Source organism: Pseudomonas sp. O39, from assembly GCF_045447295.1.
Lineage (GTDB): Bacteria > Pseudomonadota > Gammaproteobacteria > Pseudomonadales > Pseudomonadaceae > Aquipseudomonas > Aquipseudomonas antarctica_A.
In genome coordinates, this window is the sequence record NZ_JBJGXV010000006.1 from 213,035 (window position 1) to 238,177 (window position 25,143).

Sequence of the window (25,143 nt, forward strand, 5' to 3'; positions counted from 1 at the left end):
GCCTGTTATGCCGAATCTCCGTCTTGCCGACCTCACCGCCGAAATTGAAGCCAACGTGCGCCGTGCACTGCTGGAAGACATCGGCAGCGGCGACATCACTGCACAATTGATCCCGGCCGAACGGCTGGCCAAGGCCACAATCATTACTCGCGATGCGGCCGTTATCGCCGGCACGGCTTGGGTGGACGCGGTATTCCGCCAGCTCGACCCTCGGGTCGCGGTGCATTGGCAGGTGGCCGATGGTGAACGCGTCAGCCCCAATCAAGTGCTGTTCCACTTGGAAGGCCCGGCCCGCTCATTGCTCAGCGGTGAGCGCTGCGCACTGAATTTCCTGCAGATGCTGTCAGGGGTGGCCACACGTGCGCAGTATCTGGCGGACTTTGTCGCCACCACCCAGGTCAAGCTGCTGGACACCCGCAAAACCCTGCCAGGTCTGCGATTGGCGCAAAAGTACGCAGTGACTTGCGGTGGCTGCCATAACCATCGCATCGGTCTGTATGACGCGTTCCTGATCAAGGAAAACCATATCGCTGCGTGTGGCGGTATTGCCCAGGCAATTACGGCCGCCCACAAAATCGCCCCGGGCAAGCCGGTGGAAATCGAAGTGGAAAGCCTGGATGAACTGCGCGAAGCACTGGCGGCGGGTGCCGATATCATCATGCTCGACGAATTGAGCCTGGATGACATGCGCGAGGCCGTGCGCCTGAACGCAGGCAAGGCCAAGCTGGAAGCCAGCGGCGGGATCAATGAAACTACCCTGCTGCCCATCGCTGAAACCGGGGTGGACTACATCTCCATCGGTGCGATGACCAAGGATGTTAAAGCCGTGGATTTGTCGATGCGGCTCAGTATCTGAGGCCCTCTGTAGGAGCGAGCACGCACTGGGTGGACCACTCGCTCCTACACAGAAAGCGACTTAGATTGCGAGATTATTCATCCCACAATACTCATTCCAGTCGACGCCCAGTACCTCGGCAGCCTCCTTGTGCAAGGCCAGGCGCGCCGCCTCGAATTCTTCGGGGGTGGAGGTGTACTTGAGGCTCAGTTCCCATGGCTGCAGGCCCTGGGCCTCCGCCTCATCCTCAAATGCCCATTGGATCTGGTCCCTTTGATCATCGGCACTCAGGTCCTTGATCTCATCCAGCAGTTCCGGCGACTCCGCCACGTATTTCTTGAGGGCGGCTTCGTGACGCGCTTCCTGGGTCATCTCTTGTGTGGTCATGTTGTTCTCTTAGATCAAGGAATGGGGATGCATCTGGGTCATCAAGGTTGCGCAGATACAAAAGAGTGGGCATGAATGCCGGCTCGTCTGGCCTTCAGAACCATTCTGGGATCATCTGAAAACAGTGTTGCCTTTGAAAACAGTGTTGCCTTTGTGCCCGAGACAGGAATCGAACCTGCGACCTTCGCGTTACGAGTGCGCTGCTCTACCGGCTGAGCTACACGGGCGGTGGGCTAAAGCTAGCACCGCATTGGGCATGCAGCAACTAACTCGCCTGCCGCCCAGCAACCGTTATGCTCCGTCGGCGCCGCAGCCCTTGGCAACGTATTGAGCGTCAGCCGTGGTTGCACACTTCCAGCCGGTGGTGGCACTGCGCGTCAACGTGATGGTCTTGCCCAGCACGGGAGCGGGCGCATCGAGAATTTCACAACGGATGGAACCGGTGCCGGTGGCCACATCGCCTGCCACCTCGATCGTGCAGTTGGCGGTTGGGCTGCTGCCACCGATCAAGGCCAGTGTCGGCACGGTGCCCTGGTTAAGGGTGTCTTCGAAACCGGCCTTCAACGCGGAGACTTCAGCCAACCCCGCCGTAAACTTGGCCTTGGCCTGGTGCTTGGTATACATGGGCAAACCGATCGTGGCCAAAATGCCGATGATTGCCACGACGATCAACAACTCGATCAAGGTGAAGCCTTTCTGACGCATCACATTCACTCTCCAGAATAGAAACCATATCAAGGCGCGTCCTGCGCCCCGCATTTTGCAGCGGCGCCAGTGTACTCATCCGCGAGCGGCCAAACGCGCACAAGACGCACATTCTGACATTTTATCCTTCACTGCTGACCTGCCGGAATCCATCACCTGACTAAGCTGTAAATCTACGACTAACGGTGCGCGGACACATGACATGAATGAAGCTGCAACGATCTACGCCTGGGAAGGCATCAACCGCAAAGGGCGCAGGGTCTCAGGGCAAACCGCAGGCCATAACCTTGCGCTGATCAAGGCGCAACTGCGCCAGCAAGGAATCTGCCCCGGCCGCGTGCGCAAAAAAACCTCGCACCTGCCAAGCTTTGCGCCGCCAATAAAACCGGCAGATATTGCCCTGTTCACCCGCCAGCTGGCGACATTGCTGAAGGCCGGCATACCGCTGCTGCAAGCCTTCGACATCATCAGCGAAGGCTTCGAACACCGACAGATGCGCGAGCTGATAAAGGGCTTGAAACAGGAGATCGCCGCCGGGAACAACCTGGCGGCAGCACTGCGCAAACAACCGCGCTACTTCGATGAACTGTATTGCAACCTGATCGCTGCGGGTGAACAGGCCGGTGCCCTGGAAACCTTGCTGGAGCGGGTGGCGGTACACCTGGAAAAAAGCCAGCAGCTCAAGGCGCGAATCAAAAAGGCCATGACCTACCCCTGCGCAGTCATCGTGGTCGCCTGCCTGGTCAGTGCAATCCTGCTCATCCACGTGGTACCGCAGTTTCAGAGCCTTTTTAGCGGGGTCGACGGCGAGCTGCCAGGCTTTACCTTGAAGGTCATTGCCCTGTCCGAATTCCTGCAACACGCCTGGTGGATGGTCGCGCTGGGCCTGGGCGCTACCATTGCCGGGCTGCGCCAGGCTTATCGGGCTTCCCCCGGTTTTCGTCACGGCCTCGATAGCGGTTTGTTGAAGGTGCCCCTGGCAGGCACACTGCTGAGAAAATCCGCCGTTGCCCGCTACGCCCGTACACTTTCAACGACTTTTGCAGCGGGCGTACCGTTGGTGCAGGCCCTGGATTCCGTGGCGGGTGCGACAGGCAATGGTTTGTTCAAAAAGGCGATCGAACAGATGCGTCAAGACGTATCCACAGGCATGCAGTTGAATCACTCCATGGCGCATAGCGGCCTGTTCCCCGGCATGGCGATCCAGATGACAGCGATCGGTGAAGAATCGGGCACCCTGGACCGCATGCTGGAAAAAGTTGCCCAGCATTTTGAGGCCGACGTGGAGAATCTGGTCGACAACCTCACCAGCCTGATGGAGCCGCTCATCATGGTGATATTGGGGGGCATTGTCGGTGCATTGGTGATCGCCATGTACCTGCCGGTCTTCCAGCTGGGGTCGGCATTTTGAGCCTGCTGCCCAGCGAACAATCATGGGTCTTTATCGGGATGGCGCTCGCTCTGGGCCTGATCGTCGGCAGCTTCATCAACGTGCTGGTGTGGCGTCTGCCAAAGATGCTCGAGCGCGAATGGCGTGCCCAAGCCCAGGAAGTGCTGGGCTTGCCTGCCGATCGCGCGAACCCCACTTACAACCTGATACACCCCAACTCCTGCTGCCCGCATTGCGACCAGCCGATTCGTGCCTGGGAAAATATCCCGCTGCTCAGCTACCTGATACTCAGGGGCCGTTGCGCCCATTGTCGTGAACCTATCAGTAGCCGCTACCCCATCACCGAACTGGCCTGCGCGCTGGGCTCAGCTATGGTTGCCTGGCATTTTGGTTTCGGCTGGCAAGCTGGCGCGGTGATGGTGTTGAGCTGGGGGTTGCTGGCCATGAGCCTGATCGACGTGGATCATCAACTGTTGCCGGACGTTCTGGTGTTGCCGCTGCTATGGCTCGGGCTGATCCTCAATAGCTTCGACGTGTTGACGACGCTGCCCAATGCGCTGTGGGGCGCAGTCATAGGCTATATGAGCCTGTGGACGGTGTTCTGGCTGTTCAAGCTGATCACCGGCAAGGACGGCATGGGCTATGGCGACTTCAAGTTATTGGCCCTGCTCGGTGCCTGGGGTGGTTGGCAGATTCTGCCGATGACGCTACTGATCTCATCGCTGCTAGGCGTGCTCGCCGGCTTGATCCTGATGCGCTTGCGCAGGTCCCAGGCGTCGATGCCGATGCCGTTTGGCCCGTGCCTGGCAATTGCCGGCTGGATTGCATTGCTCTGGGGTGGTCAAATAACCGACTTCTATTTGCAGTCTGTCGGTTTCAGATGACCACTTCTGTCGCAACACCCTGGATTCTTGGCCTTACTGGCGGTATCGGCAGCGGCAAAAGCGCAGCCGCCCAGCACTTTATCGACCTGGGCATTGATTCGGTCGACGCCGACCATGCCGCCCGCTGGGTGGTCGAGCCCGGCCGGCCGGCACTGGCGCGGATCGCCGAGCATTTCGGTGCCGGCGTGCTTCTGCCCGACGGCCAACTCGACCGCGCCGCGTTGCGTAAGCTGATCTTTGAATCACCTGAGGAGCGCCGCTGGCTGGAAGCCTTGCTGCACCCGTTGATTGGCGAGGAGATTCGCAGCCATCTGGCGCGCGCGCGTTCGCCTTACGCGATTCTGGTGTCGCCGCTGCTGATCGAGTCCGGCCAGTACAGCATGACCCAGCGCATCCTGGTGATAGACGTGCCGCAATCACTGCAGATTCAGCGTACCCTGCAGCGCGACGGCATCAGCGAACATCAGGTGCAGGCGATCCTCAAGGCTCAGTCCAGCCGCGAAGACCGCCTGAACCATGCCGATGACGTGCTGGTCAATGACCAGGACCTCGCATGGCTGCACAGCGAGGTCGAGCGACTGCACCACTTTTACCTTACTTTGCGTGGAGGCCGATCATGAGCCAACCCCTGACCGTCGAATGCCCAACCTGCGGTGCCCCCGTGGAATGGACAGCGACCAACCCCAACCGGCCGTTCTGCTCGGACCGTTGCAAACTTATCGACCTCGGTGCCTGGGCGTCGGAAGAACACAAGATTCCGGTCAGCCCGGATGCAGAGGACGAACTGTTCTCTGAAGATCTGCCGCTGCGCCATTAAGGCCGCATAAAGGCATATTCCTGCTGGTCGTCGAGATTCTCTGCAAGGTATTGCAGCTCGTCGGCCAAGTCTTCAAAACTGCGTACGCCCTTGCTCTGCTGCACCACCGCGCTGAGCATGGCGCGTAGGGTCAAGCCGGGGTCAAAACCGACTTCCTGTGCTGCGTCCTGGCTTCTGCGCAATTCCTGCCGTGCCCACTCGTACACACTCATGATCGTTGCTCCCGGAAATTTTGCAAAGAATGAGCCTGTGCGCCTGCATGGGATTTGATCTGGGTCAACGCCGCGAATCGTCGTCCTTCCACGGTGCCGAGAGGTAGCGCGTGCGATTGAATGTCTCCAGCCACTCAGGGCAAAACACCACCAGGGCACTAATGACCATACCGTTGATAAACGCTTCGGGGAAAATGATCAGCCACAGGTAACCGACGAAGTCTTCCAGCCATTCCGGCATTGCAAAACGGCCGTCGAACCACAGCAGACCCAATGCGGCCAACAGGCAGAGCAGTGCCGACAGCGCGGCGGCAAAAAAGCCGGAGCAGAAGATATAGACGAAGGGGTTGCGTGGCTGCGCACGCTCTACCAGCCATGCACAGCCTTCCGTGACCAGCACCGGCAACACGATCAACAGCAGGCCGTTAATACCCACGGCGGCCAAGTCCTGGCGCCCCAGCAATACCAACCCCAACTGAGCCGCTAACCCACCGACGATTGCCAAAGGCCAGTCGAGTAGCAGGGTCACAGCGGTCATGCCGATAAAGTGGTAGGAAACACCGGTATCGAAATCCCGGCGCACCAGCCACAACATGAAGAGCGCGAACACCGTACCAAACAGCAGATGCTGGCGCCTGCGGTCTGCAAACAGCTCAACCCACGGCGATCGTAAAATCGCCCACATCACCAGCGGCGCGTACAAAAGCCAGCCGATGCCAAGGGTTTCCGGCGCCAGTACGGCGGCGCTGATCACGGCTTCACCTGCTCCAGTGCCTCATGCAGTTCGGCGGCCTGGGCCAAAACGGGCAGCAGACTTAGCAACAACACCGCAAAAAACTTCACAGCACACTCTCCCTGCTCGGCATAACGGTCGAGTAGCCAGTCTACACCGCTGTTTTAAAGCAAGACTTCCTGTGGTCATCATTTGAACGCTAAGCTGCAAATATGGATGACTCAGATTATCTGCGCCTGCTCACCGTAGCGGCCGAACAAGCCAACGCGTTCCTGTCCAATGCCCGCAAATGGGAGCGTGAGCGTTGGGTCTGCCAGCGCCTGCTGCAAGGCTTGAATGTGCCCTACCGCGCCGAGGAATTTCACCCCGCGGGGCAAGAGCCGCCTGACGTGTTGTTTCGCGACGCCAGCTTCGAGGTGTTTTTCGTGCTGGATGAGGGCCGCCGCCTGAACGACGAATGGCGCGATGAGTTGCTGCGCCGACGCAGTGCGTTTTCCCTGAGCCAACTGGTGCGTCGCGAGGCCAAGCCGCGTCGCATCCCCGCCCATGAGTTCTTGCTGCGCCTGGCGCCGACGCTGCGCAAAAAAGCCCATAACTATAAGGAACGCGGGATGGACCTGGGCGAGCTGGATCTCATTGCCTTCACCAGCCTCAAACGTGAAGTGCTGGACCTCAACAGCCATTTCCCGCCGCCCACCGAATACCTGCGCCAGGGTTGGCGCTCGCTGTCACTGGTAGGCCCCACCTTTGCCCGCGTGCTGTTCGCCCACCCGGACGCACCGGACTTCTTGCGCAACAACCTGGGGCGCAGCATAGTATTCGACGTAGGCATCAGCCTGTGACGCGGGCACAGGCTACGCTTGTGGCGAGACCGCCAATCCCCTGACTGTAACGTGGCGCCCTTTTGCAACGTCTACCTGACGAGGCCTTTATGACCAGCCGCCTGAACCCCGATGACCAACAGCATGTCGAAGAGTACCTGCAACTCTCCCAAAACCGAGTCGAGCGCAAGCCTTTCCGGCCTTGGCTGCTCCTTGGTGTGGTGCTGGTGGCGGTGATCGGCCTTGGTCTGCTGAGCCGCCTTTTGAGTTACCTGACGCTATGAGCTGCCTGGCGCTCGCGAGGGTAACTGCTCCGATTTCTTTTAGCCTTGCGAGATATCCCCATGACCCATCGTATTATTATCGTCGGCGGCGGCGCCGGCGGCCTGGAGTTGGCTACCCGCCTGGGTAAGACTCTGGGCAAGCGCGGAACCGCCAGCGTCACGCTGGTGGACACTAACCTGACCCATATCTGGAAGCCCCTGCTGCACGAGGTGGCTGCCGGTTCGCTGAACTCTTCGGAAGACGAACTCAATTATGTCGCCCAGGCCAAATGGAACCACTTCGAGTTCCAACTGGGGCGCATGAGCGGCCTTGACCGTGAACAGAAGAAAATCCAGCTGGCCGCCACCCTTGATGAAGAAGGCCGTGAGTTGGTGCCCGCGCGCGTACTGGGCTATGACAGCCTGGTGATCGCGGTCGGTAGCACCACCAACGATTTCGGCACCGAGGGCGCAGCGCAGCACTGCCTGTTCCTCGACACCCGCAAACAGGCCGAGCGGTTCCACCAGCAGTTGCTCAACCACTATCTGCGCGCCCACGCCGGCCAGACCGATGTGGAAGAGAAAATCAGCGTTGCTATCGTTGGCGCCGGAGCAACGGGCGTGGAACTCGCCGCTGAACTGCACAATGCCGCTCACGAACTGGCGGCCTATGGTCTGGACCGGATCAAACCGGAAAACATGCACATCACCCTCATCGAAGCCGGCCCGCGGGTATTGCCTGCGCTGCCCGAGCGGATTGGCGGCCCTGTGCATAAAACCCTGGAGAAACTCGGGGTGACGGTATTGACCAACTCGGCGGTCAGCGAAGTGACGGCCGATGCCTTGATCACCAGCAGCGGCCAGGTCATTCCTGCCAGCTTGAAGGTGTGGGCTGCCGGCATTCGCGCCCCGGCCTTCCTCAAGGACATTGATGGGCTGGAAACCAATCGCATCAACCAATTGCAGGTGTTGCCGACACTGCAGACCACCCGCGACGAAAACATCTTCGCCTTCGGGGACTGCGCTGCCTGCCCACAAACGGGCACCGACCGTAATGTGCCACCACGCGCTCAGGCGGCTCACCAGCAGGCGTCATTGCTGGCCAAATCGCTGAAATTGCGAATCGACGGCAAGGACCTGCCGTCCTACAAGTACACCGACTACGGCTCGCTGATCTCGCTGTCGAGATTCTCGGCTGTGGGTAACTTGATGGGCAACCTGACCGGCAGTGTGATGCTCGAGGGTTGGCTGGCGCGGATGTTCTATGTGTCGCTGTACCGCATGCACCAAGTCGCGCTGTACGGTTTTTTCCGCACGGCGATGCTGATGCTGGGCAGCAAGATTGGGCGCGGGACTGAGCCTAGGCTCAAATTGCACTAATAACACGCAGCAGTGTGGGAGCGGGCTTGCCCGCGATGGCAGTAGATCAGCACAAGATATACAAGCTGATAAGACGCCATCGCAGGCAAGCCCGCTCCCACATTTTTTTGCGTGCTGCCTTAGCTTTTCAGCAGACAAAAAAAATCCCCGTATCTTTCGATACGAGGATTTTTAATATGGTCGGGGTAAGGGGATTCGAACTCCTGACATCCTGCTCCCAAAGCAGGCGCGCTACCGGACTGCGCTATACCCCGAAAAAAAAATGCGACCTTTCAGTCGCCTTCTTCGATCAGCGCTTTTGGCCTCTGATCTTAAGATTCGATTCCAGCGTTAACTGGTCTCAAAAATGGTGGGTCGTGTGGGATTCGAACCTACGACCAATTGGTTAAAAGCCAACTGCTCTACCAACTGAGCTAACGACCCAAAAATGGTCGGGGTAAGGGGATTCGAACTCCTGACATCCTGCTCCCAAAGCAGGCGCGCTACCGGACTGCGCTATACCCCGGTTTTGAAATTGGCTCCGTGACCAGGACTCGAACCTGGGACCCAATGATTAACAGTCATTTGCTCTACCGACTGAGCTATCACGGAACTACATATTTCAAATTTACAACTTTTACTACTTTGTAACCTTCTCTTCGGCTTGTCCGTATCGCTACGTTCATGTCTCTGAGGCGCGCTATTCTACAATCTTAAAAACCCCTGTCAACCCTTTAAATTGCTTTTAAGACAATGATTTGCGCTTCTTTCTGATTTCTCCTTGGGGAGAAGAAACCCGTGGGCTGACGTTGCCGCGGGGCGCACTTTACAAGCCTTTGCCTTACAGTTCAACGCCCTATCGAAAAAAAAGGCCCCGCAATGCGAGGCCGTCTCTAATAACCTTACAGGCCGGGCTTAGTGGAAGACGATTTCGTCGTTTTCCACCGTGGCCGTCACGCGGGTGCCTGGCATGAAGCTGCCCGAGAGGATCAACTGTGCCAGTGGGTTTTCGATCCAGCGCTGGATCGCACGTTTAAGTGGCCGTGCGCCATACACCGGGTCGTAACCGACCGCGATCAGCTTGTCCAACGCCTCGCTGCTCAGTTCCAGGTCAAGCTCACGCTCGGCCAGGCGACTACGCAGACGACCCAACTGGATCTCGGTGATGCCCGCGATCTGATCCCGCGCCAGAGGCTCGAAGATCACCACTTCATCCACCCGGTTGATAAATTCCGGACGGAAGTGCGAGGTCAGCGCATCCATCACGGCCGCACGCTGGCCTTCACGATCCCCCACCAATTCCTGGATCTGCGCCGAGCCCAGGTTGGAGGTCATCACGATCACCGTATTGCGGAAGTCCACGGTACGCCCGTGACTGTCCGTCAGACGGCCATCTTCCAACACCTGCAAGAGGATGTTGAACACATCCGGGTGGGCCTTCTCGACCTCGTCCAGCAGGATCACCGAGTAAGGCTTGCGCCGCACAGCCTCGGTCAGGTAACCGCCCTCCTCGTAGCCCACGTAGCCTGGTGGTGCGCCTATCAGGCGAGCCACCGAATGTTTCTCCATGAACTCGGACATATCGATCCGCACCATGGCCTCTTCAGTATCGAAGAGAAACTCGGCCAAGGCTTTGCACAGCTCGGTCTTACCCACGCCGGTCGGGCCGAGGAACATGAACGAGCCGCTCGGACGGTTCGGGTCGGACAAGCCGGCACGGGAACGTCGTACCGCGTTGGACACCGCTACCACCGCCTCTTCCTGCCCGATGACGCGCTGGTGCAACAGGCTTTCCATCTTCAGTAACTTGTCGCGCTCGCCTTCAAGCATTTTCGACACGGGAATGCCGGTCCACTTGGAGACCACTTCGGCAATTTCTTCCTCGGTCACCTTGCTGCGCAGCAACTGGTTCTCGCTCTTGCCATGCTGGTCGACCATCTGCAGGCTGCGTTCCAGATCCGGGATCACCCCGTACTGCAATTCGGCCATGCGGTTCAGGTCGCCTTTACGGCGTGCGGCTTCCAGCTCCTGACGGGACTGCTCGATCTTTTGCTGGATCTGCGCAGAACCCTGCACTTCGGCTTTTTCCGAGGTCCAGATTTCCTCGAGATCCGAATACTCGCGCTCCAGACGGACGATTTCTTCCTGAAGTTTCTCCAGGCGTTTTTTCGCTGCCTCGTCCTCTTCCTTCTTAAGCGCCTGGGATTCGACTTTCAGTTGAATCAGGCGACGATCAAGGCGGTCGAGCACTTCCGGCTTGGAGTCAATCTCCATGCGAATACGGCTGGCCGCTTCGTCGATGAGGTCGATAGCCTTGTCCGGTAACTGGCGATCGGTGATATAGCGATGGCTCAACTTGGCCGCCGCAATGATCGCGCCGTCAGTAATCGCCACCTTATGGTGGACCTCATAGCGTTCTTTGAGGCCACGCAGGATGGCGATGGTGTCTTCTTCGCTCGGCTCTTCCACCAGCACTTTCTGGAAGCGACGCTCAAGTGCCGCGTCCTTCTCAATGTATTGGCGGTACTCGTTGAGCGTGGTTGCGCCAACGCAATGCAACTCGCCGCGCGCCAAGGCCGGCTTGAGCATGTTACCGGCGTCCATTGAACCTTCGCCTTTACCGGCGCCGACCATGGTGTGCAGTTCGTCGATAAACAGAATGATCTGCCCTTCCTGCTTCGACAGCTCGTTCAGCAAGGATTTCAGGCGCTCTTCGAACTCGCCACGGAACTTGGCACCGGCGATCAACGATCCCATGTCCAGGGACAGCAGGCGCTTGCCTTTCAGGCCGTCCGGCACCTCACCATTAATGATGCGCTGGGCCAGGCCCTCAGCAATAGCGGTTTTACCCACACCAGGTTCGCCGATCAGCACCGGGTTGTTCTTGGTACGACGTTGCAGCACCTGGATGGTGCGCCGAATTTCGTCGTCACGGCCGATCACCGGGTCAAGCTTGCCTTCTTCGGCGCGCTTGGTCAGGTCGACGGTGTATTTGTCCAGAGCCTGGCGCGACTCTTCATGATTGGGGTCATTGACTGCCTCGCCGCCACGCAGATTATTGATGGCGTTTTCCAGGGCTTTCTTGCTCACGCCCTGCCCCAGCAACAATTTGCCGAGCTTACTGTTGTCGTCCATTGCGGCGAGCAGCACCAGTTCGCTGGAGATGAACTGATCACCTTTCTGCTGGGCCAGGCGATCAGCCTGGTTGAGCAGGCGCGCCAAGTCCTGCGACATGTTCACGTCGCCGGTAGGATTTTGGATTTTCGGCAGTTGGTCGAGCTCTTTGCTCAACTCCTTGCGCAGGCTGTTGATGTCAAAGCCCACCTGCATCAGCAAGGGCTTGATAGAACCACCTTGCTGTTCAAGGAGCGCCTGCATCAAGTGCGCAGGCTCGATGGCCGGGTGGTCGAGGCCCACCGCCAAGGATTGGGAATCCGATAAGGCCAACTGCAATTTGCTGGTTAAACGATCAATACGCATTAGTCACCTTCCTTTTGAGCAGGCCGGAGCTGTAAACACATCCTGAATGAAGAAACCTGCCAGATACCCTTATAGATGGGGTGGATTCTGGCGGATTCAAGCGAGCAATGTTTGATATGGATCAGCAATGACCCGGATCAGGAGAGTCTAGCGCTCAAGCCAGATCAGGGAGGCAAACCGACCGGTGCGAGGGCTGCGCCGGTAAGAAAAGAAGCGGGGGTCGGTCACGGTGCAAAAACCGCCGCCATACACTGCCGTGACACCGCGTGCGGCCAGGCGCAGGCGCGCCAGTTGGTAGATGTCAGCCATGTACTTGCCGGGATTGTGGCTTGGAACAAAGGCTTCGGCAGTGACCGGCAGTTGCTGCATAAAAGCTTCACGCACTTCCGGGCCGACTTCAAAGGCCTGCGGGCCGATGGCAGGGCCCAGCCAGACCAACACTTCGCCGGGTTCGGCCGCCAGGCTTTCGAAGGCGGCTTCGAGCACACCCGCCGCCAAGCCACGCCAACCCGCATGAGCGGCGGCCACACGCGTGCCGGCTCGGTTGCAGAACAACACGGGCAAACAATCGGCGGTCATGGATGTGCAGGCGATACCCGGCGTGCTGGTCCAACTGCCATCGGCCTCTGCGATGCGCGATGGGTCAGCCTCAACCACGGCTATCCCGTGGACTTGGCGCAGCCAGGCAGGCTGAATGTGGAATGCGTCGGTAAGACGGCGACGGTTTTCAAGAACAGCCTCAAGGCTGTCCTCGACATGATCACCCAGATTAAGGCTGTCGAACGGCGCCAAGCTGACGCCGCCCGCACGGGTAGTGACGCAGGCTTTAACCTGAGCCGGCGCAGGCCAGTCAGGAATCAGCCAGTCACTCATCCGATAAACGCCTCACGATCCTGCTTGAGCAGCGACAACAACCAGACCAGATCGTCCGGCAGAGGCGATTCCCAGCTCATCCGCTTACCACTCGTCGGATGATCCAGCTCCAGGAAGCGTGCGTGCAAGGCCTGGCGCGGGAAGGATTTCAGCGATTCAACCATGGTCACACTGGCCGCCGGCGGAATACGGAAGCGACCACCGTAGGCCGGATCTCCGACCAACGGGAAATTAATGTGCGCCATGTGCACGCGAATCTGGTGCGTACGACCGGTTTCCAGCTTGACCCGCACGTGAGTGTGGGACCGGAAACGCTCCAGCACACGGTAGTGGCTGACGGCCTGCTTGCCACCTTCCATCACCGCCATACGCTGGCGCTGCTGGCCGTGACGGCCGATGGGGGCGTTGATCTTGCCACCCGCCACCACCACGCCGATCACGATGCACTCGTAGATTCGGCTGACGCTGCGGCTCTGCAATTGTGTGACCAGCTGCGTCTGGGCCTGGATAGTCTTGGCCACCACCATCAAGCCGGTGGTGTCCTTATCCAGGCGGTGCACGATGCCGCAGCGCGGGACATTGATGATGTCCGGCACGTGGTGCAACAAGGCATTGAGCAAGGTGCCATCAGCGTGCCCGGCTGCCGGGTGAACCACCAGGCCTGCAGGTTTGTTGATGACCAGGATGTCGTCATCTTCATAGACGATGTCCAGCTCGATGTCCTGAGCGACCCATTCTCCCTGGGCTTCCTGCTCGGCAGTCAGCTCAAGAATCGCACCGCCATGGACTATGTCTCGCGGGCGGATAACCGCTCCATCCACAGTCAGGCGGCCGTCTTTGATCCAGGCGGAAAGGCGCGAGCGCGAGTGCTCAGCGAATAATTGTGCGGCGACTTGATCGAGGCGTTGGCCGCCCAATTCGGACGGCACCTCTGCGCGAAGTTCAATTTTATCGGACATGCTCAGACTAGGCGTGGCACAGCCTTTGGTTTCGGCTGCGCGCTTGTGGTTAAATACGGCGTCTTTTGCCCCGATGCTTTCAACGGGGCGCTCATCATAACAGGACGGCCCCGCCCAAGACAGCGGCCGTCATAGGGACGCAAGCCGCCATGCAAGTGAAACACCTGCTGCTGATCGCCATCCTCGCCATGACTGCTGCTTGCTCGTCAACAAAGGAAGTCGTCGACGAAAACCTGAGCGAAGTCGAGCTGTATCAATTAGCTCAAAAAGACTTGGACAATAATAGCTACACCAGCGCCACAGCCAAGCTGAAGGCCCTGGAGTCGCGCTATCCGTTCGGGCGCTATGCCGACCAGGCCCAGCTTGAGCTGATCTACGCCAACTACAAGAACGCCGAGCCGGAGGCTGCCAAGTCTGCTGCCGAGCGTTTTATCCGTCTGCACCCGCAGCACCCGAACGTGGACTACGCCTACTACATGAAGGGCCTGACCTCGTTCGACCAGGACGTTGGCCTGCTGGCGCGCTTCCTGCCGCTGGACATGACCAAGCGTGACCCGGGAGCTGCCCGCGACTCCTACAACGAGTTCGCCCAGCTGACCAGCCGCTTCCCCAACAGCCGCTACGCGCCGGACGCCAAGCAGCGCATGATCTACCTGCGCAACCTGCTGGCCTCCTACGAAATTCACGTTGCCCATTACTACCTGACCCGTCAGGCGTATGTAGCTGCCGCCAACCGTGGCCGCTATGTAGTGGAGAACTTCCAGGAAACCCCATCCGTGGGTGACGGCCTGGCCGTGATGACCGAGGCTTACCAGCGCCTGCACCTGGACGCCCTGGCGGCCACCAGCCTGGAAACCCTGAAGCTCAACTACCCGGACCACCCAAGCCTCAAGGACGGTCAGTTCGTGCCTCAGGTTGCCGAAGTGGACAACCGTTCGTGGCTGAGCAAGTACACCTTGGGCCTCATCGAGTCCCGTCCACCGTTGCCGCCGGGCGAAACCCGCGCCAACCAGGACGTGATGAAGCAGTTCCAGGATGCCAAGGAAGCCATTCCTTCGGACCTCAAGCCGCATGACGCAAACGGCGACGTGATCGAAGAAGAAGCGCCACAGGCCCTTGGCAACAACGAAGATCGTTCGTGGTTCAGCTACATGACCTTCGGTATCTTCGACTGACAGGTCGACGCGATACAAAAAGGGAGCCCATTGGGCTCCCTTTTTTGTGGGCAAGCATTATTGCGCTGTGCGCTTGCCATGCGCTTGGCTAAACTGGCGCATTCCCTGTCGAGAAACTGCACATCATGGTTCGTCTACTGTTCTGGATTGCCGTCATTGCTGCCGCGGTATGGTTCTGGCGCAAATTCAAAAGCCCGGCGGCTAAACAGCAACGCTCCGCCGAGCCTGACGCCGCCTTGATGGTGCGCTGTGCCCACTGCGGCGTGCATCTGCCGCAGGATCGCGCGCTCAGTTCACGCCAAGCGTGGTACTGCACCCAAGCGCACCTGGAGCAAGGGCCAAAGTCTATCCAGCGTTGATCCGACCTGCTGGCGCATAAGGCGCCGGATCAATGATCGGTGCGCGCCCCAGCAGCAGGTCCGCGAACAACTGGCAGGAGGCTGGCGCGAGTACCAGCCCATTGCGGTAATGCCCGCAATTGAGCCATAGCCCTTTGAAACCCGGAACCTCGCCGATATAAGGGATACCTTCCGGCGACCCGGGACGCAAACCGGCCCAGTGACCCACGACCTCGGCGTCCGCCAACGCGGGAATCAATTCCACAGCCGAAGCCTTGAGGCTTTCCAGCGCAGACTCGGTCGGGGTTTTATCGAACCCCTCATGCTCCAACGTACTGCCGATCAGAATGTGCCCATCACGCCGCGGTATTGCGTAGCGTCCTTTGGCCAGGACCATGCTCGACAAGAAATCCGACGCACATTTGTACAAAATCATTTGCCCCTTGACCGGCTCCACGGGTAGCGACAACCCCAACTTGCCCAGCAACTCCCCGCTCCAGGCACCGGCGGCCAGCACCACCTGATCGCCAAGAATCTGCCCGGCGGCCGTATTCACACCCACTACGTCGTCACCTTCAAGAACAAACCCGTGCACTTCGCACTGCTCATGAACGGTCACGCCGGGTAGCGCCAATAACGCCGCCTTGAGGGATTTGACCAGGCGCGGGTTGCGCACATTGGCCACATCCGCCATATAGACCGCCTGGGAGTAACCACCACCGAGCACCGGCACAGCATCATGGGCGGCAGACACATCCACTTTGCTCAGCGGCCGGCCTTCTCGGGCAGCCCAGGCCAGTGCTTCGGCTTCATCCTCCAGGTCCAGCCAGTACAAGCCCGTGGTGTGAACCTCTGGATCAACACCCGTAGCGGCGAATAAGCGCTGCGCCAGTTGTGGATAAAAATCCTGGGACCAGTGGGCCAGAGCGGTGACTGCCGGGCTGTAGCGCCATGGATAAAGCGGTGAAACGATGCCGCCGCCCGCCCAGGAAGACTCCTGGCCAAGCCCGGAGCGCTCCAGCAGCACGACTGCCTGCCCTTGGGTGGCCAGGTTGAAGGCCGTCAACAACCCGATTACTCCACCCCCGACAATCACCACTTTCTGTTGCTTAGCCATCATTTGATCCAGCCGATAAAAAGGGAAAAGCGCACCCGGCGCCCAATCATCCAGCACTCTCATTATTGCCCCCAGCACGCCTTGCGCGACATTTCAGGTGCCGCACCCGGATTGCTGCGCACACCGGAGCTGGTCAGGCTGAATGCACCGCAAGGGTCTCCCGCCATCACTGAGCCGACGGCAGGCGTGGCCACCAGACTGAATGCCTGAGGGTTTAATGCAGCGCTGATTCTATAGTGATCATTGCCCGCACTGACGTTGCCTGCATCAAGAAAAGTACCGTTACGCGTGTAAAAGCGTTCCAGGTAGTGGACTTGCTCGGCCAACAACGCAACGACTTCTGCGCGATAGGCTTTTTTTACATGGCCGGTATACCCGGGGTAAGCGATACCGGCCAGAAACGCGATGATCGCTACAGCGATCAGTAACTCGATCAGGGTGAAACCTTGGCAATCCTTGCCCATTGATACGCTCCTTATTGAAGTTGCCGCCATAAAACCCGACGAAATCCTGGGCCTCCTCCTTGGTTTACCCGTGCATATACCGTCTCCAGAACCGTGCGCGATTGCCCGCTGAGCCCAACCGCCGTCACTCGGTACAAAGCGGCGACTGTTTCAGGCGGTAGACCCACCAGCCCTGCGCCGGCCCCCAACGATTGAATGCCATACACCCCGCCCTTCAAGGCTACCCAACTAACCGCTGAAACAGGATTTCCCCCGGCGCCCACTACCGAAAACGACTCCTGCGGCGGTACACAGCGGCTGATCGACCGGCACAACGGCAGCATCGCACCTGCGTGCCGGACGACCGACTCACCCAGCCGCAAGCCGCTTTCAGCGCTTTGAAATGATTGATTTCGATGCCAGACGCCGCTGGCGATCTTTTGCTGGGACATGGCCCCTTGCATCGAGGCCAGGCCGATCAGTGACAAGACCAATAGAAATACCAGGCTGATCATTAGAACCATGCCCGTCTGCCGTCGATAAAAGCCGCGATAACTCAACATAATCGCCCTACCCCACCCGATTACGCAGCGCCGCCACGACGCTGTAAGCCTGATCCTTCACTCGCCCGGTCGGGTCTCGAAGCGTCATTTGAATGCGCACACTGCGTATCAACGTTTCATCAGCGGGGCTGGCGTCATAGCGCACGACTTGAGTCGAGCCGGGTTTGGCCGCTACACCAAAACTGATGTCGAACGCCTGTACGTTATCCACCAACACAATCCTGGCCGGCGCTGCCGGCGTACTGACCTTCAGCTGCCCCGCCTCAAAGGTGTAGGTGAGCTGGCGTATCGCAAATCGAGTCTGCCCGGGCGCAGGCTGTGGTGAGCTGCCCGCATAGGCTTGGGCTGTGCCGGTGCAATCGGACAGTATCGTCCAGTCAGGCTTGCCGCCGTCACCTGCCGCATCGGCAGTGACCAGCGTCAGTGACCTTGAGCTGCTCGCCGAACTCCAGCCAACGGGGCGATCAAACGCTGGCGGTGCGTTATCGATATAGGCCGTGGCCAGGCAGCCCAGCATGCCCGCCTGGCGAATATCCTGGATCATCTTGCCCAGCACAAACCGTGCATCATCCTGCAGCAACATGGCGGCCTGCTGGCTGGCGTGGATGGATCGAGCGCTGATGACGACCTGACTGACCCCGAGTACCAGCACCAACCCGACAGCCAGCGCCAGCAACAGCTCCATCAAGCTGAAACCCCGAGCCAAGCGAATCATTGCGCCACCCCCGGCTCGCTGGCAGCGCGACTGGTGAGGATGAACGTTTCCCGTGCGCCGCTGCTGTTCGCTGCCCTGGCGTCGTCCCAACTGATACTGACGGTCACCTCGCTGCCGCTGACCACGACAGAACCTTTTGCGCTCGCTCCGGCAAACCCGATGATATTGGCTTCAAAATCATGCAGGTCCAGGTCGCGTACGCTGGAGGTCACTGTACTGGAGGGTGCACCTTCGCTCAGACCCCATGAGTAATCGGCGCCCGAGTTGGCGCGGACCCGGTCCAGCATGTCGTAGGCAATGAAACTGGCCTGGCTGATCATCCTGGAGCTGTCGGTGTGCTTGAGTGCATTGAGCTGGATCACGGCGGCGCCGAGCAGGCCAACCGCAAGAATCAGCACCGCCACCAGCACCTCGATCAGCGTCATGCCGGATTGGTGCCTGCGCAAAAAGGGGGCAGCGTTTGTGTTCGGGCGAACAAGCATTACCGTCGTCATCCCTGTCGAAGGCTGAAAAAACAGCAAAACAGCTGCTGTGCGGCCCAAGACTAGCGCCGGTTTTTGGCTGGCGCTGCTATCGGAACAAAGGGAAATACTTTGGACATGAATGCCATCATTCAGCGCGAGGAGCCGGGGGCTATACCTATGCCTATCAATTGAAAGACTGAACACGTCCACGGAGGGACGGCCTATGAGACAACACGGCTTCACGCTGATCGAACTGCTGCTCGGCTTGGTGCTGAGCGGCATCCTGACAAACCTCGCAGTACCCAGCTTCAGGGGGTTTCTTGAATCGCAGCAACGACAAACGGCTGTCAACGCCCTGGCAGCCGGGTTGCGTTATGCACGCACCGAGGCCATTACCCGCAATCGTGCGGTGGTGATTCATGCAAGGGATGAGAACTGGAGCCTGGGATGGCGAGTGATTCTGGACGTCAGCGGACGCGGCGTCCTGGACGACAACAACCCGGTGCTGCTGGAACGTCAGGACGGAGGGAAAATACCGATCGTAGGCAATGGGCCGGTCAAGAGCCAGGTGCGCTTCAGCGGGTTGGGCGAACCGGTGTTTTCAGCAGGAGGCTTTCGCGCTGGTACTGTGCATGTATGCGACGCGGACCAGGCGCAAAGCCTGTTCCAGCTGGTGCTGGCCCCCAGCGGGCGCATCAGCCTGCGCAGTGAACCCACCGAGCAGGCATTGTGCCGAAATCATTCCGGCAACCTGGCATTTAAAGCAACGAGCGGACTCGCAGCTCCTTGGGCATGGAGAACGTGATGTTCTCTTCACGACCGGCCAACTCATCGGCACCGGTGGCACCCCAAGCCTGCAGTTGCTGGATCACGCCACGCACCAGGACTTCAGGGGCCGAGGCACCCGCAGTGATGCCGATACGTTCAACACCGTCGAACCAGCTGCGCTGCATGTCTTCAGCGCCGTCGATCAAGTACGCCGGGGTAGCCATGCGCTCAGCCAGTTCGCGCAAGCGGTTGGAGTTGGAGCTGTTAGGGCTGCCGACCACGAGCACGACATCACATTCATCGGCCAGTTGCTTGACCGCGTCTTGACGGTTTTGCGTGGCGTAGCAGATGTCGTCCTTACGCGGACCACCGATGGCCGGGAACCGTGTGCGCAGGGCATCGATCACTCGGCTGGTGTCGTCCATCGACAAGGTGGTTTGCGTCACAAAGGCCAGCCGCTCGGGGTTTTGTACCTGCAAGTTGGCGACGTCTTTTTCATCTTCTACGAGGTAGATGGCGCCGCCAGTGCTGGCGTCGTACTGGCCCATGGTGCCTTCGACCTCCGGGTGGCCAGCGTGGCCAATCAGGATGCATTCACGACCGTCACGGCTGTAACGCGCGACTTCGATGTGCACCTTGGTCACCAGCGGGCAGGTGGCGTCGAATACTTTCAGGCCACGGCCGGCCGCTTCGGTACGTACGGCCTGGGACACACCGTGGGCGCTGAAGATGACAATAACGTCGTCCGGCACCTGGTCGAGTTCTTCGACAAAGATAGCGCCGCGTGCTCGCAGGTCTTCGACCACGAATTTGTTGTGGACGACTTCATGGCGCACGTAAATCGGCGGCCCGAAGACTTCCAGGGCGCGATTAACGATTTCGATCGCCCGGTCCACACCAGCGCAGAAGCCACGGGGGTTGGCGAGTTTGATTTGCATGCTGTGCCTCGTGTCTTGCAGGGCAAGAAATTGGATCAACTCAACTCTGTAAGAGTAAGCCTCTGTGGAAGCCGGGCCTGCCCGCGGTACAGACGACTCGGTGTATCAGGTACACCGAGGTGATGCTATCGCAGGCAAGCCAGCTCCCACAGGAACCGGTTTAGTCAATCAGAGCGCTTTAACGTCGATGATTTCGACGTCAAACGTCAAGGTTTTACCGGCCAACGGGTGGTTGAAGTCGATGGTCACTTGCGCGTCATCAAAGGTTTTCACCACACCGGGCAGCTCGGTATTCGCCGCGTCGTTGAAGATCACCAACAGACCTTCCGACAGGTCCATGTCCTGGAACTGCGAACGCGGGATGATCTGTACGTTTTGCGGGTTAGGCTGGCCAAAGGCGTTTTCCGGCAAAATCTGCAGGGTGCGCTTGTCGCCGGCCTTGAAACCGAACAGAGCGGCTTCAAAACCCGGAAGCAGGTTGCCATCACCGACCTTGAAGGTCGCCGGGGCTTTGTCGAACGTACTGTCGACCGTGTCGCCATTCTCCAGGCGCAATGCGAAATGCAAAGTGACTTCCGTGTTCTGGCCGATGCGTTGCTCAGCCAATACCTGATCAGTCATTGACGGTCTCTCCGGTTTTCTTACTTTTGAACATGTCCAACGCCAGCATGATTGCACCGACGGTGATGGCGCTGTCGGCAAAGTTGAACGCCGGGAAGTACCAGCGGTTCTGCCAATGCACCAGGATAAAGTCGATCACATGACCCAGGGCAATGCGGTCGTACAGGTTGCCCAGCGCGCCGCCCAGCACCAACGCCAGGGCAATCGCCAGCCAGGTGTCATCACGGCCCAGGCGTTTGAGCCAGACCACCAGCACCGCACTGACCACCACGGCGATCAGGGCGAACAGCCAGCGCTGCCAGCCGCCGCCATCAGCGAGGAAGCTGAAGGCGGCGCCGGTGTTGTAGGCCAGGGTCCAGCTGAAGTAATCAGGAATGACCACAATCTGCTGGTACATCTGTAAGGCGCCTTCGAAGTGAGCCTTGCTGAGCTGGTCAATGACCAGCACCAGCACGCTCAGTACGAGCCAGCCCAGACGTCCGAAACGGCTGGAAGCGTTAGGCATAGTGGCGAACCTCGCCATCACCGGAAATGTTATCGACGCAGCGACCGCAGATTTCCGGATGCTCAGGGTTCACGCCAACGTCTTCACGGCAGTGCCAGCAACGGGCGCACTTAGGGAAGGCCGACTTGACCACTTTGAGCTTGAGGCCCGGCACTTCAGTCGCCACTGCGTCCGCTGGCGCCTGGGCAAACGGTGCCAGGCTGGCGGTGGAGGTGATCAGCACGAAGCGCAGTTCGTTGCTCAGCTTGGACAGGTCGGCGGTCAAGCCTTCCTCGGCAAACAAGGTGACTTCGGCTTGCAGGTTGCCACCGACGGCCTTGGCCGCACGCTGAACTTCCAGCTCCTTGTTCACCGCAACTTTGACGGCCATCACGCCTTCCCAGTACTCGCGGCCCAGTTCGAAGTCGGCCGGCAGTTCGGTCAGGCCTTCGTACCAGGTGTTGAGCATCACGGACTCGTTACGCTCGCCCGGCAGGTATTCCCACAGTTCGTCGGCGGTGAAGGCCAGGATCGGTGCGATCCAGCGCACCAGCGCTTCAGAGATGTGATACAGCGCGGTCTGCGCCGAACGGCGGGCCTTGCTGTTGGCGCCGGTGGTGTACTGGCGGTCCTTGATGATGTCGAGGTAGAAACCACCCAGCTCCTGCACGCAGAAGTTGTGGATCTTCGAGTAGACGTTCCAGAAACGGTACTCACCGTAGTGCTCCTGCAACTCGCGTTGCAGCAACAGGGTACGGTCCACGGCCCAGCGGTCCAGGGCGAGCATTTCCTCGGCCGGCAGGATGTCGGTGGCCGGGTTGAAACCGGTCAGGTTCGACAGCAGGAAGCGTGCGGTATTACGGATACGGCGGTAGGCATCGGCGCTACGGGCCAGGATCTGGTCCGACACGGCGATTTCGCCCGAGTAATCGGTCGAGGCCACCCACAGACGCATGATGTCGGCGCCCAGGGTGTCGTTGATCTTTTTCGGCTCGATCACGTTCTTCAGCGACTTGGACATCTTGCGACCCGTCTCGTCGACGGTGAAGCCATGGGTCAGCAGTTCGCGGTACGGCGCGTGATTGTCGATGGCGCAACCGGTCAGCAACGACGAGTGGAACCAGCCACGGTGTTGGTCCGAGCCTTCCAGGTACAGGTCGGCCCGCGGGCCTGTCTCGTGGCCCATCGGGTGCGAACCACGCAGCACGTGCCAGTGGGTGGTGCCCGAGTCGAACCACACGTCGAGGGTGTCGCTGATCTTGTCGTACAGCGGCGCTTCGTCGCCCAGCAACTCAGCGGCATCCAGCTTGAACCAGGCTTCGATGCCTTCCTGTTCAACGCGCAGGGCCACGGCTTCCATCAGCTCGACGGTGCGTGGGTGCAGTTCACCGCTTTCCTTGTTCAGGAAGAACGGAATCGGCACGCCCCAGTTACGCTGGCGGGAGATGCACCAGTCCGGACGGTTGGCGATCATCGAGTGCAGGCGCGCCTGGCCCCAGGCCGGGACGAACTGGGTGTCTTCGATGGCTTTGAGCGAGCGCACACGCAGGGTGTCGCCGCTGACCGGCTCTTTGTCCATACCGATGAACCACTGCGCGGTGGCGCGGTAGATCAGCGGGCTCTTGTGACGCCAGCAGTGCATGTAGCTGTGCTTGATGGTTTCGGTTTGCATCAGCGCACCGACTTCACGCAGCTTGTCGATGATCGGCTGGTCGGCCTTGAAGATGAACTGGCCGCCGAAGAACTCCAGCGAAGGCGCGTACACGCCATTGCTCTGCACCGGGTTGATGATGTCATCGTTGACCATGCCGTACTTCTTGCAGATCACGAAGTCGTCCACGCCATAGGCCGGCGAGCAGTGAACCACGCCAGTACCCGAGCCCAGCTCAACGTAGTCGGCCAGGTACACCGGCGACAGACGGTCGTAGAACGGGTGACGGAAGTTGATCAGTTCCAGCGCGGTGCCGGTGGTGGTGGCGATCACCGAACCTTGCAGCTCGTAGCGAGCCAGGCAGGCCTCGACCATTTCCTCGGCCAGCACCAGCAGGCGATCACCCACATCCACCAGGGCGTAGGTGAATTCCGGATGCACGTTCAGCGCCTGGTTGGCCGGGATGGTCCACGGGGTGGTGGTCCAGATCACGATGGCAGCCGGTTTGCTCAGGCTCGCCAGGCCAAAGGCCTCGGCCAGCTTGGCGTCGTCGGCGATCGGGAAGGCCACGTCGATGGTCGAGGACTTTTTGTCTTCGTACTCGACTTCAGCTTCGGCCAGGGCCGAACCGCAGTCGAAACACCAGTTCACGGGCTTGAGGCCCTTGAACACGAAACCGCCCTTGACGATTTCGGCCAAGGCGCGGATTTCACCGGCCTCGTTCTTGAAGTTCATGGTTTTGTACGGGTTGTCCCACTCGCCCAACACGCCCAGGCGGATGAATTCGGACTTCTGCCCTTCGATCTGCTCGGTGGCGTAGGCACGGCACAGTTCGCGGGTTTTATCCGCGCCCAGGTTCTTGCCGTAGGTCACTTCGACTTTGTGTTCGATCGGCAGGCCGTGGCAGTCCCAGCCCGGAACATACGGCGCGTCGAAACCCGACAGGGTTTTCGAGCGCAGGATCATGTCCTTGAGAATTTTATTCAGCGCATGACCGATGTGAATCGTGCCGTTGGCATAAGGAGGGCCGTCGTGCAGGACGAACTTCGGACGATCCTTGCCAATTTCGCGCAACTTTCCGTACAGGCCAATACTGTCCCAGCGCTGCAGGATCTGCGGTTCGCGCTGTGGCAGGCCGGCCTTCATTGGGAAGGCGGTGTCCGGAAGGTTTAGCGTGGCTTTATAGTCGGTCATTTAAGGCTCTTCGGTTAGCGATGGGCGCTAGGTGCGGCTAGTGCACGGGCGGCGGCGACATCCGCATTGATCGCCGTTTTCAACGCCTCCAGGGAGGCGAAACGCTGCTCTTCACGCAGCTTCTGGTGGAAAACCACCGTCAAACGCCGGTCATACAAATCACCGGCAAAATCCAAAAGGTGAACTTCCAGGTGGGCCTTGCCATCACCTGCAACCGTGGGCCTGACGCCTATGTTGGCGACTCCCGGCCACGATTGACCATCAATGTCGACACTCACCAGGTAAACCCCGGTGAGTGGCACACGACGGCGCTTGAGTTGCACGTTGGCGGTTGGCGTGCCCAGTTGGCGCGCCAGCTTCTGGCCGTGCAGGACCCGCCCGGCAATGCGGAACGGGCGACCGAGCAAGCGCTCGGCCAAGGCGAAGTCGGCAGCGGCCAGGGCGTTACGCACCTGGGTACTGCTCACGCGCAGGCCATCCAGTTCGACGGTTTGCGCGGCTTCGACGGTAAAACCTTGATTAACGCCGGCGTGCTGCAGGAAGTCGAAATCCCCGACGCGGTCGCAACCGAAACGGAAGTCGTCGCCGACCTCCAGGTGCTGTACGCCCAGGCCATCCACCAGAATACGGTCGACGAACTCGGCGGCGCTGAGGCTTTGCAAGCGCTGGTTGAAGGCCAGGCAAAGGACACGGTCCACACCCTCTTCAGCCAGCAGTTGCAGCTTGTCCCGCAAGCGGGCCAGACGTGCTGGCGCCGTTTCGGGGGTAAAGAATTCCCGCGGCTGCGGTTCAAAAATCACCACGCAGCTGGGCACGCCCAACTCAACCGCACGTTCACGCAGCCGGCCCAGGATAGCCTGGTGGCCACGGTGAACACCGTCAAAGTTGCCAATAGTGGCGACGCAGCCCCGATGCTCGGGGCGCAGGTTGTGGAGACCTCGAACCAGCTGCATA

Annotated in this window: 28 protein-coding genes and 5 tRNA genes; 11 read left to right on the forward strand and 22 right to left on the reverse strand. The window is 59.6% G+C overall.

Going from position 1 to position 25,143, the window contains the following annotated elements; genetic code table 11:
* Positions 1–7: 7 nt before the first annotated feature.
* Entirely contained in the window at positions 8–856 is an 849-nt protein-coding gene (gene nadC / locus ACI77D_RS11655) for a carboxylating nicotinate-nucleotide diphosphorylase (protein WP_064450657.1), read from the forward strand.
* A 60-nt stretch (positions 857–916) separates the two neighbouring features.
* Here the strand turns inward: nadC and ACI77D_RS11660 are convergent, their stop codons facing one another.
* From ACI77D_RS11660 to ACI77D_RS11670, 3 genes are all read right to left on the reverse strand, one after another.
* On the reverse strand, positions 917–1,222 hold the full coding sequence (locus ACI77D_RS11660) for a DUF6388 family protein (protein ID WP_221293915.1): 306 nt from the start codon (positions 1,220–1,222) through the stop codon (positions 917–919).
* A 154-nt stretch (positions 1,223–1,376) separates the two neighbouring features.
* Positions 1,377–1,449 (reverse strand) — tRNA-Thr (locus ACI77D_RS11665).
* A gap of 64 nt (positions 1,450–1,513) precedes the next feature.
* Positions 1,514–1,927 carry a pilin gene (locus ACI77D_RS11670; protein WP_221296037.1) on the reverse strand — a complete coding sequence of 138 codons (414 nt, stop codon included), beginning with the start codon at positions 1,925–1,927 and terminating at the stop codon, positions 1,514–1,516.
* Positions 1,928–2,129: 202 nt separating this feature from the next.
* On the opposite strand from ACI77D_RS11670, the gene ACI77D_RS11675 reads away from it, so the two are divergent.
* The 4 genes from ACI77D_RS11675 to yacG are packed head-to-tail and all read left to right on the forward strand — an operon-like array spanning position 2,130 to position 5,018.
* Entirely contained in the window at positions 2,130–3,338 is a 1,209-nt protein-coding gene (locus ACI77D_RS11675) for a type II secretion system F family protein (protein WP_407016597.1), read from the forward strand.
* Positions 3,335–4,201: a prepilin peptidase gene (locus ACI77D_RS11680; protein WP_407016598.1), complete on the forward strand. Its 867-nt coding sequence runs from the start codon at positions 3,335–3,337 to the stop codon at positions 4,199–4,201. Before ACI77D_RS11675 ends, ACI77D_RS11680 begins: the two co-directional genes overlap by 4 nt.
* Positions 4,198–4,821, forward strand: coding sequence for a dephospho-CoA kinase (gene coaE / locus ACI77D_RS11685; protein ID WP_064450652.1), 624 nt, complete (start codon positions 4,198–4,200; stop codon positions 4,819–4,821). Before ACI77D_RS11680 ends, coaE begins: the two co-directional genes overlap by 4 nt.
* Positions 4,818–5,018: a DNA gyrase inhibitor YacG gene (gene yacG, locus ACI77D_RS11690; RefSeq protein ID WP_064450651.1), complete on the forward strand. Its 201-nt coding sequence runs from the start codon at positions 4,818–4,820 to the stop codon at positions 5,016–5,018. The genes coaE and yacG overlap by 4 nt, the downstream gene beginning before the upstream one ends.
* On the opposite strand, the gene ACI77D_RS11695 is transcribed toward yacG, so the two are convergent.
* Entirely contained in the window at positions 5,015–5,230 is a 216-nt protein-coding gene (locus ACI77D_RS11695; RefSeq protein WP_064450650.1) for a hypothetical protein, read from the reverse strand. The genes yacG and ACI77D_RS11695 overlap by 4 nt on opposite strands.
* 64 nt (positions 5,231–5,294) lie before the next feature.
* Positions 5,295–5,984: an energy-coupling factor ABC transporter permease gene (locus ACI77D_RS11700; protein ID WP_064450649.1), complete on the reverse strand. Its 690-nt coding sequence runs from the start codon at positions 5,982–5,984 to the stop codon at positions 5,295–5,297.
* Between the two features lie 191 nt (positions 5,985–6,175).
* Here ACI77D_RS11700 and ACI77D_RS11705 point away from each other — a divergent pair, with 191 nt between their 5' ends.
* The 3 genes from ACI77D_RS11705 to ACI77D_RS11715 all read left to right on the forward strand — a co-directional run bounded on the left by ACI77D_RS11705 (position 6,176) and on the right by ACI77D_RS11715 (position 8,427).
* Positions 6,176–6,805 carry a DUF1780 domain-containing protein gene (locus ACI77D_RS11705; RefSeq protein ID WP_053254334.1) on the forward strand — a complete coding sequence of 210 codons (630 nt, stop codon included), beginning with the start codon at positions 6,176–6,178 and terminating at the stop codon, positions 6,803–6,805.
* 89 nt (positions 6,806–6,894) lie between these two features.
* Positions 6,895–7,068, forward strand: a complete 174-nt coding sequence (locus tag ACI77D_RS11710; protein WP_064450648.1) for a DUF3094 family protein — start codon at positions 6,895–6,897, stop codon at positions 7,066–7,068.
* 60 nt (positions 7,069–7,128) lie between these two features.
* Entirely contained in the window at positions 7,129–8,427 is a 1,299-nt protein-coding gene (locus tag ACI77D_RS11715; RefSeq protein WP_064450647.1) for an NAD(P)/FAD-dependent oxidoreductase, read from the forward strand.
* 177 nt (positions 8,428–8,604) lie between these two features.
* Here the strand turns inward: ACI77D_RS11715 and ACI77D_RS11720 are convergent.
* The 7 genes from ACI77D_RS11720 to rluD all read right to left on the reverse strand — a co-directional run bounded on the left by ACI77D_RS11720 (position 8,605) and on the right by rluD (position 13,718).
* Positions 8,605–8,681, reverse strand: a tRNA-Pro gene (locus ACI77D_RS11720).
* A gap of 93 nt (positions 8,682–8,774) precedes the next feature.
* Positions 8,775–8,850 (reverse strand) — tRNA-Lys (locus ACI77D_RS11725).
* A gap of 5 nt (positions 8,851–8,855) precedes the next feature.
* Positions 8,856–8,932: transfer RNA gene (locus ACI77D_RS11730), tRNA-Pro, on the reverse strand.
* Between the two features lie 10 nt (positions 8,933–8,942).
* Positions 8,943–9,018 (reverse strand) — tRNA-Asn (locus ACI77D_RS11735).
* 303 nt (positions 9,019–9,321) lie between these two features.
* Positions 9,322–11,886 carry an ATP-dependent chaperone ClpB gene (gene clpB, locus ACI77D_RS11740; RefSeq protein ID WP_053254304.1) on the reverse strand — a complete coding sequence of 855 codons (2,565 nt, stop codon included), beginning with the start codon at positions 11,884–11,886 and terminating at the stop codon, positions 9,322–9,324.
* Between the two features lie 147 nt (positions 11,887–12,033).
* Positions 12,034–12,759, reverse strand: a complete 726-nt coding sequence (pgeF, locus tag ACI77D_RS11745; RefSeq protein WP_064450646.1) for a peptidoglycan editing factor PgeF — start codon at positions 12,757–12,759, stop codon at positions 12,034–12,036.
* Complete coding sequence (gene rluD / locus ACI77D_RS11750) at positions 12,756–13,718, reverse strand: 23S rRNA pseudouridine(1911/1915/1917) synthase RluD (protein ID WP_053254302.1); 963 nt, start codon at positions 13,716–13,718, stop codon at positions 12,756–12,758. Before rluD ends, pgeF begins: the two co-directional genes overlap by 4 nt.
* A 149-nt stretch (positions 13,719–13,867) precedes the next feature.
* Between rluD and ACI77D_RS11755 the strand changes: the two genes are divergently transcribed.
* Both ACI77D_RS11755 and ACI77D_RS11760 read left to right on the forward strand, forming a co-directional pair.
* A complete protein-coding gene (locus tag ACI77D_RS11755; protein ID WP_128588599.1) occupies positions 13,868–14,893 on the forward strand; it encodes an outer membrane protein assembly factor BamD in 1,026 nt (341 codons plus the stop codon).
* A gap of 125 nt (positions 14,894–15,018) precedes the next feature.
* A complete protein-coding gene (locus ACI77D_RS11760; protein ID WP_064450644.1) occupies positions 15,019–15,252 on the forward strand; it encodes a PP0621 family protein in 234 nt (77 codons plus the stop codon).
* Here the strand turns inward: ACI77D_RS11760 and thiO are convergent.
* From thiO to pilV, 5 genes are all read right to left on the reverse strand, one after another.
* Positions 15,239–16,348: a glycine oxidase ThiO gene (thiO, locus tag ACI77D_RS11765; protein WP_221293911.1), complete on the reverse strand. Its 1,110-nt coding sequence runs from the start codon at positions 16,346–16,348 to the stop codon at positions 15,239–15,241. The two genes, ACI77D_RS11760 and thiO, sit on opposite strands and share 14 nt — an antisense overlap.
* Before the next feature lie 62 nt (positions 16,349–16,410).
* Entirely contained in the window at positions 16,411–16,812 is a 402-nt protein-coding gene (locus ACI77D_RS11770) for a type IV pilin protein (protein ID WP_221293910.1), read from the reverse strand.
* An 11-nt stretch (positions 16,813–16,823) separates the two neighbouring features.
* Complete coding sequence (locus tag ACI77D_RS11775; protein ID WP_407016599.1) at positions 16,824–17,354, reverse strand: PilX N-terminal domain-containing pilus assembly protein; 531 nt, start codon at positions 17,352–17,354, stop codon at positions 16,824–16,826.
* 7 nt (positions 17,355–17,361) lie between these two features.
* Complete coding sequence (locus ACI77D_RS11780; protein ID WP_407016600.1) at positions 17,362–18,069, reverse strand: PilW family protein; 708 nt, start codon at positions 18,067–18,069, stop codon at positions 17,362–17,364.
* Positions 18,066–18,551, reverse strand: a complete 486-nt coding sequence (pilV, locus tag ACI77D_RS11785) for a type IV pilus modification protein PilV (protein ID WP_064450640.1) — start codon at positions 18,549–18,551, stop codon at positions 18,066–18,068. Before pilV ends, ACI77D_RS11780 begins: the two co-directional genes overlap by 4 nt.
* A 205-nt stretch (positions 18,552–18,756) precedes the next feature.
* Here pilV and ACI77D_RS11790 point away from each other — a divergent pair, with 205 nt between their 5' ends.
* Positions 18,757–19,338 (forward strand): GspH/FimT family protein, encoded by a 582-nt coding sequence (locus ACI77D_RS11790; protein WP_064450639.1) that lies wholly within the window; start codon positions 18,757–18,759, stop codon positions 19,336–19,338.
* Here the strand turns inward: ACI77D_RS11790 and ispH are convergent.
* The 5 genes from ispH to ribF all read right to left on the reverse strand — a co-directional run bounded on the left by ispH (position 19,292) and on the right by ribF (position 25,142).
* Positions 19,292–20,239 (reverse strand): 4-hydroxy-3-methylbut-2-enyl diphosphate reductase, encoded by a 948-nt coding sequence (gene ispH / locus ACI77D_RS11795; RefSeq protein WP_064450638.1) that lies wholly within the window; start codon positions 20,237–20,239, stop codon positions 19,292–19,294. The two genes, ACI77D_RS11790 and ispH, sit on opposite strands and share 47 nt — an antisense overlap.
* A 168-nt stretch (positions 20,240–20,407) precedes the next feature.
* Positions 20,408–20,845 (reverse strand): FKBP-type peptidyl-prolyl cis-trans isomerase, encoded by a 438-nt coding sequence (gene fkpB / locus ACI77D_RS11800; RefSeq protein ID WP_010213263.1) that lies wholly within the window; start codon positions 20,843–20,845, stop codon positions 20,408–20,410.
* 7 nt (positions 20,846–20,852) lie between these two features.
* Positions 20,853–21,365: a signal peptidase II gene (gene lspA, locus ACI77D_RS11805; protein ID WP_064450637.1), complete on the reverse strand. Its 513-nt coding sequence runs from the start codon at positions 21,363–21,365 to the stop codon at positions 20,853–20,855.
* Positions 21,358–24,189: an isoleucine--tRNA ligase gene (gene ileS, locus ACI77D_RS11810; RefSeq protein ID WP_064450636.1), complete on the reverse strand. Its 2,832-nt coding sequence runs from the start codon at positions 24,187–24,189 to the stop codon at positions 21,358–21,360. Before ileS ends, lspA begins: the two co-directional genes overlap by 8 nt.
* Before the next feature lie 14 nt (positions 24,190–24,203).
* Complete coding sequence (ribF, locus tag ACI77D_RS11815) at positions 24,204–25,142, reverse strand: bifunctional riboflavin kinase/FAD synthetase (protein WP_064450635.1); 939 nt, start codon at positions 25,140–25,142, stop codon at positions 24,204–24,206.
* Position 25,143: the final 1 nt, after the last annotated feature.

Excerpts from the sequence above, each read along its gene's own strand:
- ACI77D_RS11755 (WP_128588599.1), top strand. The coding sequence starts at position 13,868 with ATGCAAGTGAAACACCTGCTGCTGATCGCCATCCTCGCCATGACTGCT.
- ACI77D_RS11695 (WP_064450650.1), bottom strand. The coding sequence starts at position 5,230 with ATGAGTGTGTACGAGTGGGCACGGCAGGAATTGCGCAGAAGCCAGGAC.
- ACI77D_RS11660 (WP_221293915.1), bottom strand. The coding sequence starts at position 1,222 with ATGACCACACAAGAGATGACCCAGGAAGCGCGTCACGAAGCCGCCCTC.
- ACI77D_RS11780 (WP_407016600.1), bottom strand. The coding sequence starts at position 18,069 with ATGATTCGCTTGGCTCGGGGTTTCAGCTTGATGGAGCTGTTGCTGGCG.
- ACI77D_RS11675 (WP_407016597.1), top strand. The coding sequence starts at position 2,130 with ATGAATGAAGCTGCAACGATCTACGCCTGGGAAGGCATCAACCGCAAA.
- clpB (WP_053254304.1), bottom strand. The coding sequence starts at position 11,886 with ATGCGTATTGATCGTTTAACCAGCAAATTGCAGTTGGCCTTATCGGAT.
- ACI77D_RS11790 (WP_064450639.1), top strand. The coding sequence starts at position 18,757 with ATGAGACAACACGGCTTCACGCTGATCGAACTGCTGCTCGGCTTGGTG.
- rluD (WP_053254302.1), bottom strand. The coding sequence starts at position 13,718 with ATGTCCGATAAAATTGAACTTCGCGCAGAGGTGCCGTCCGAATTGGGC.
- pilV (WP_064450640.1), bottom strand. The coding sequence starts at position 18,551 with ATGCTTGTTCGCCCGAACACAAACGCTGCCCCCTTTTTGCGCAGGCAC.
- ACI77D_RS11760 (WP_064450644.1), top strand. The coding sequence starts at position 15,019 with ATGGTTCGTCTACTGTTCTGGATTGCCGTCATTGCTGCCGCGGTATGG.
- ACI77D_RS11715 (WP_064450647.1), top strand. The coding sequence starts at position 7,129 with ATGACCCATCGTATTATTATCGTCGGCGGCGGCGCCGGCGGCCTGGAG.
- thiO (WP_221293911.1), bottom strand. The coding sequence starts at position 16,348 with ATGGCTAAGCAACAGAAAGTGGTGATTGTCGGGGGTGGAGTAATCGGG.
- ispH (WP_064450638.1), bottom strand. The coding sequence starts at position 20,239 with ATGCAAATCAAACTCGCCAACCCCCGTGGCTTCTGCGCTGGTGTGGAC.
- pgeF (WP_064450646.1), bottom strand. The coding sequence starts at position 12,759 with ATGAGTGACTGGCTGATTCCTGACTGGCCTGCGCCGGCTCAGGTTAAA.
- ileS (WP_064450636.1), bottom strand. The coding sequence starts at position 24,189 with ATGACCGACTATAAAGCCACGCTAAACCTTCCGGACACCGCCTTCCCA.
- ribF (WP_064450635.1), bottom strand. The coding sequence starts at position 25,142 with ATGCAGCTGGTTCGAGGTCTCCACAACCTGCGCCCCGAGCATCGGGGC.
- ACI77D_RS11775 (WP_407016599.1), bottom strand. The coding sequence starts at position 17,354 with ATGTTGAGTTATCGCGGCTTTTATCGACGGCAGACGGGCATGGTTCTA.
- lspA (WP_064450637.1), bottom strand. The coding sequence starts at position 21,365 with ATGCCTAACGCTTCCAGCCGTTTCGGACGTCTGGGCTGGCTCGTACTG.
- ACI77D_RS11705 (WP_053254334.1), top strand. The coding sequence starts at position 6,176 with ATGGATGACTCAGATTATCTGCGCCTGCTCACCGTAGCGGCCGAACAA.
- ACI77D_RS11670 (WP_221296037.1), bottom strand. The coding sequence starts at position 1,927 with ATGCGTCAGAAAGGCTTCACCTTGATCGAGTTGTTGATCGTCGTGGCA.
- yacG (WP_064450651.1), top strand. The coding sequence starts at position 4,818 with ATGAGCCAACCCCTGACCGTCGAATGCCCAACCTGCGGTGCCCCCGTG.
- ACI77D_RS11770 (WP_221293910.1), bottom strand. The coding sequence starts at position 16,812 with ATGGGCAAGGATTGCCAAGGTTTCACCCTGATCGAGTTACTGATCGCT.
- nadC (WP_064450657.1), top strand. The coding sequence starts at position 8 with ATGCCGAATCTCCGTCTTGCCGACCTCACCGCCGAAATTGAAGCCAAC.
- coaE (WP_064450652.1), top strand. The coding sequence starts at position 4,198 with ATGACCACTTCTGTCGCAACACCCTGGATTCTTGGCCTTACTGGCGGT.
- ACI77D_RS11710 (WP_064450648.1), top strand. The coding sequence starts at position 6,895 with ATGACCAGCCGCCTGAACCCCGATGACCAACAGCATGTCGAAGAGTAC.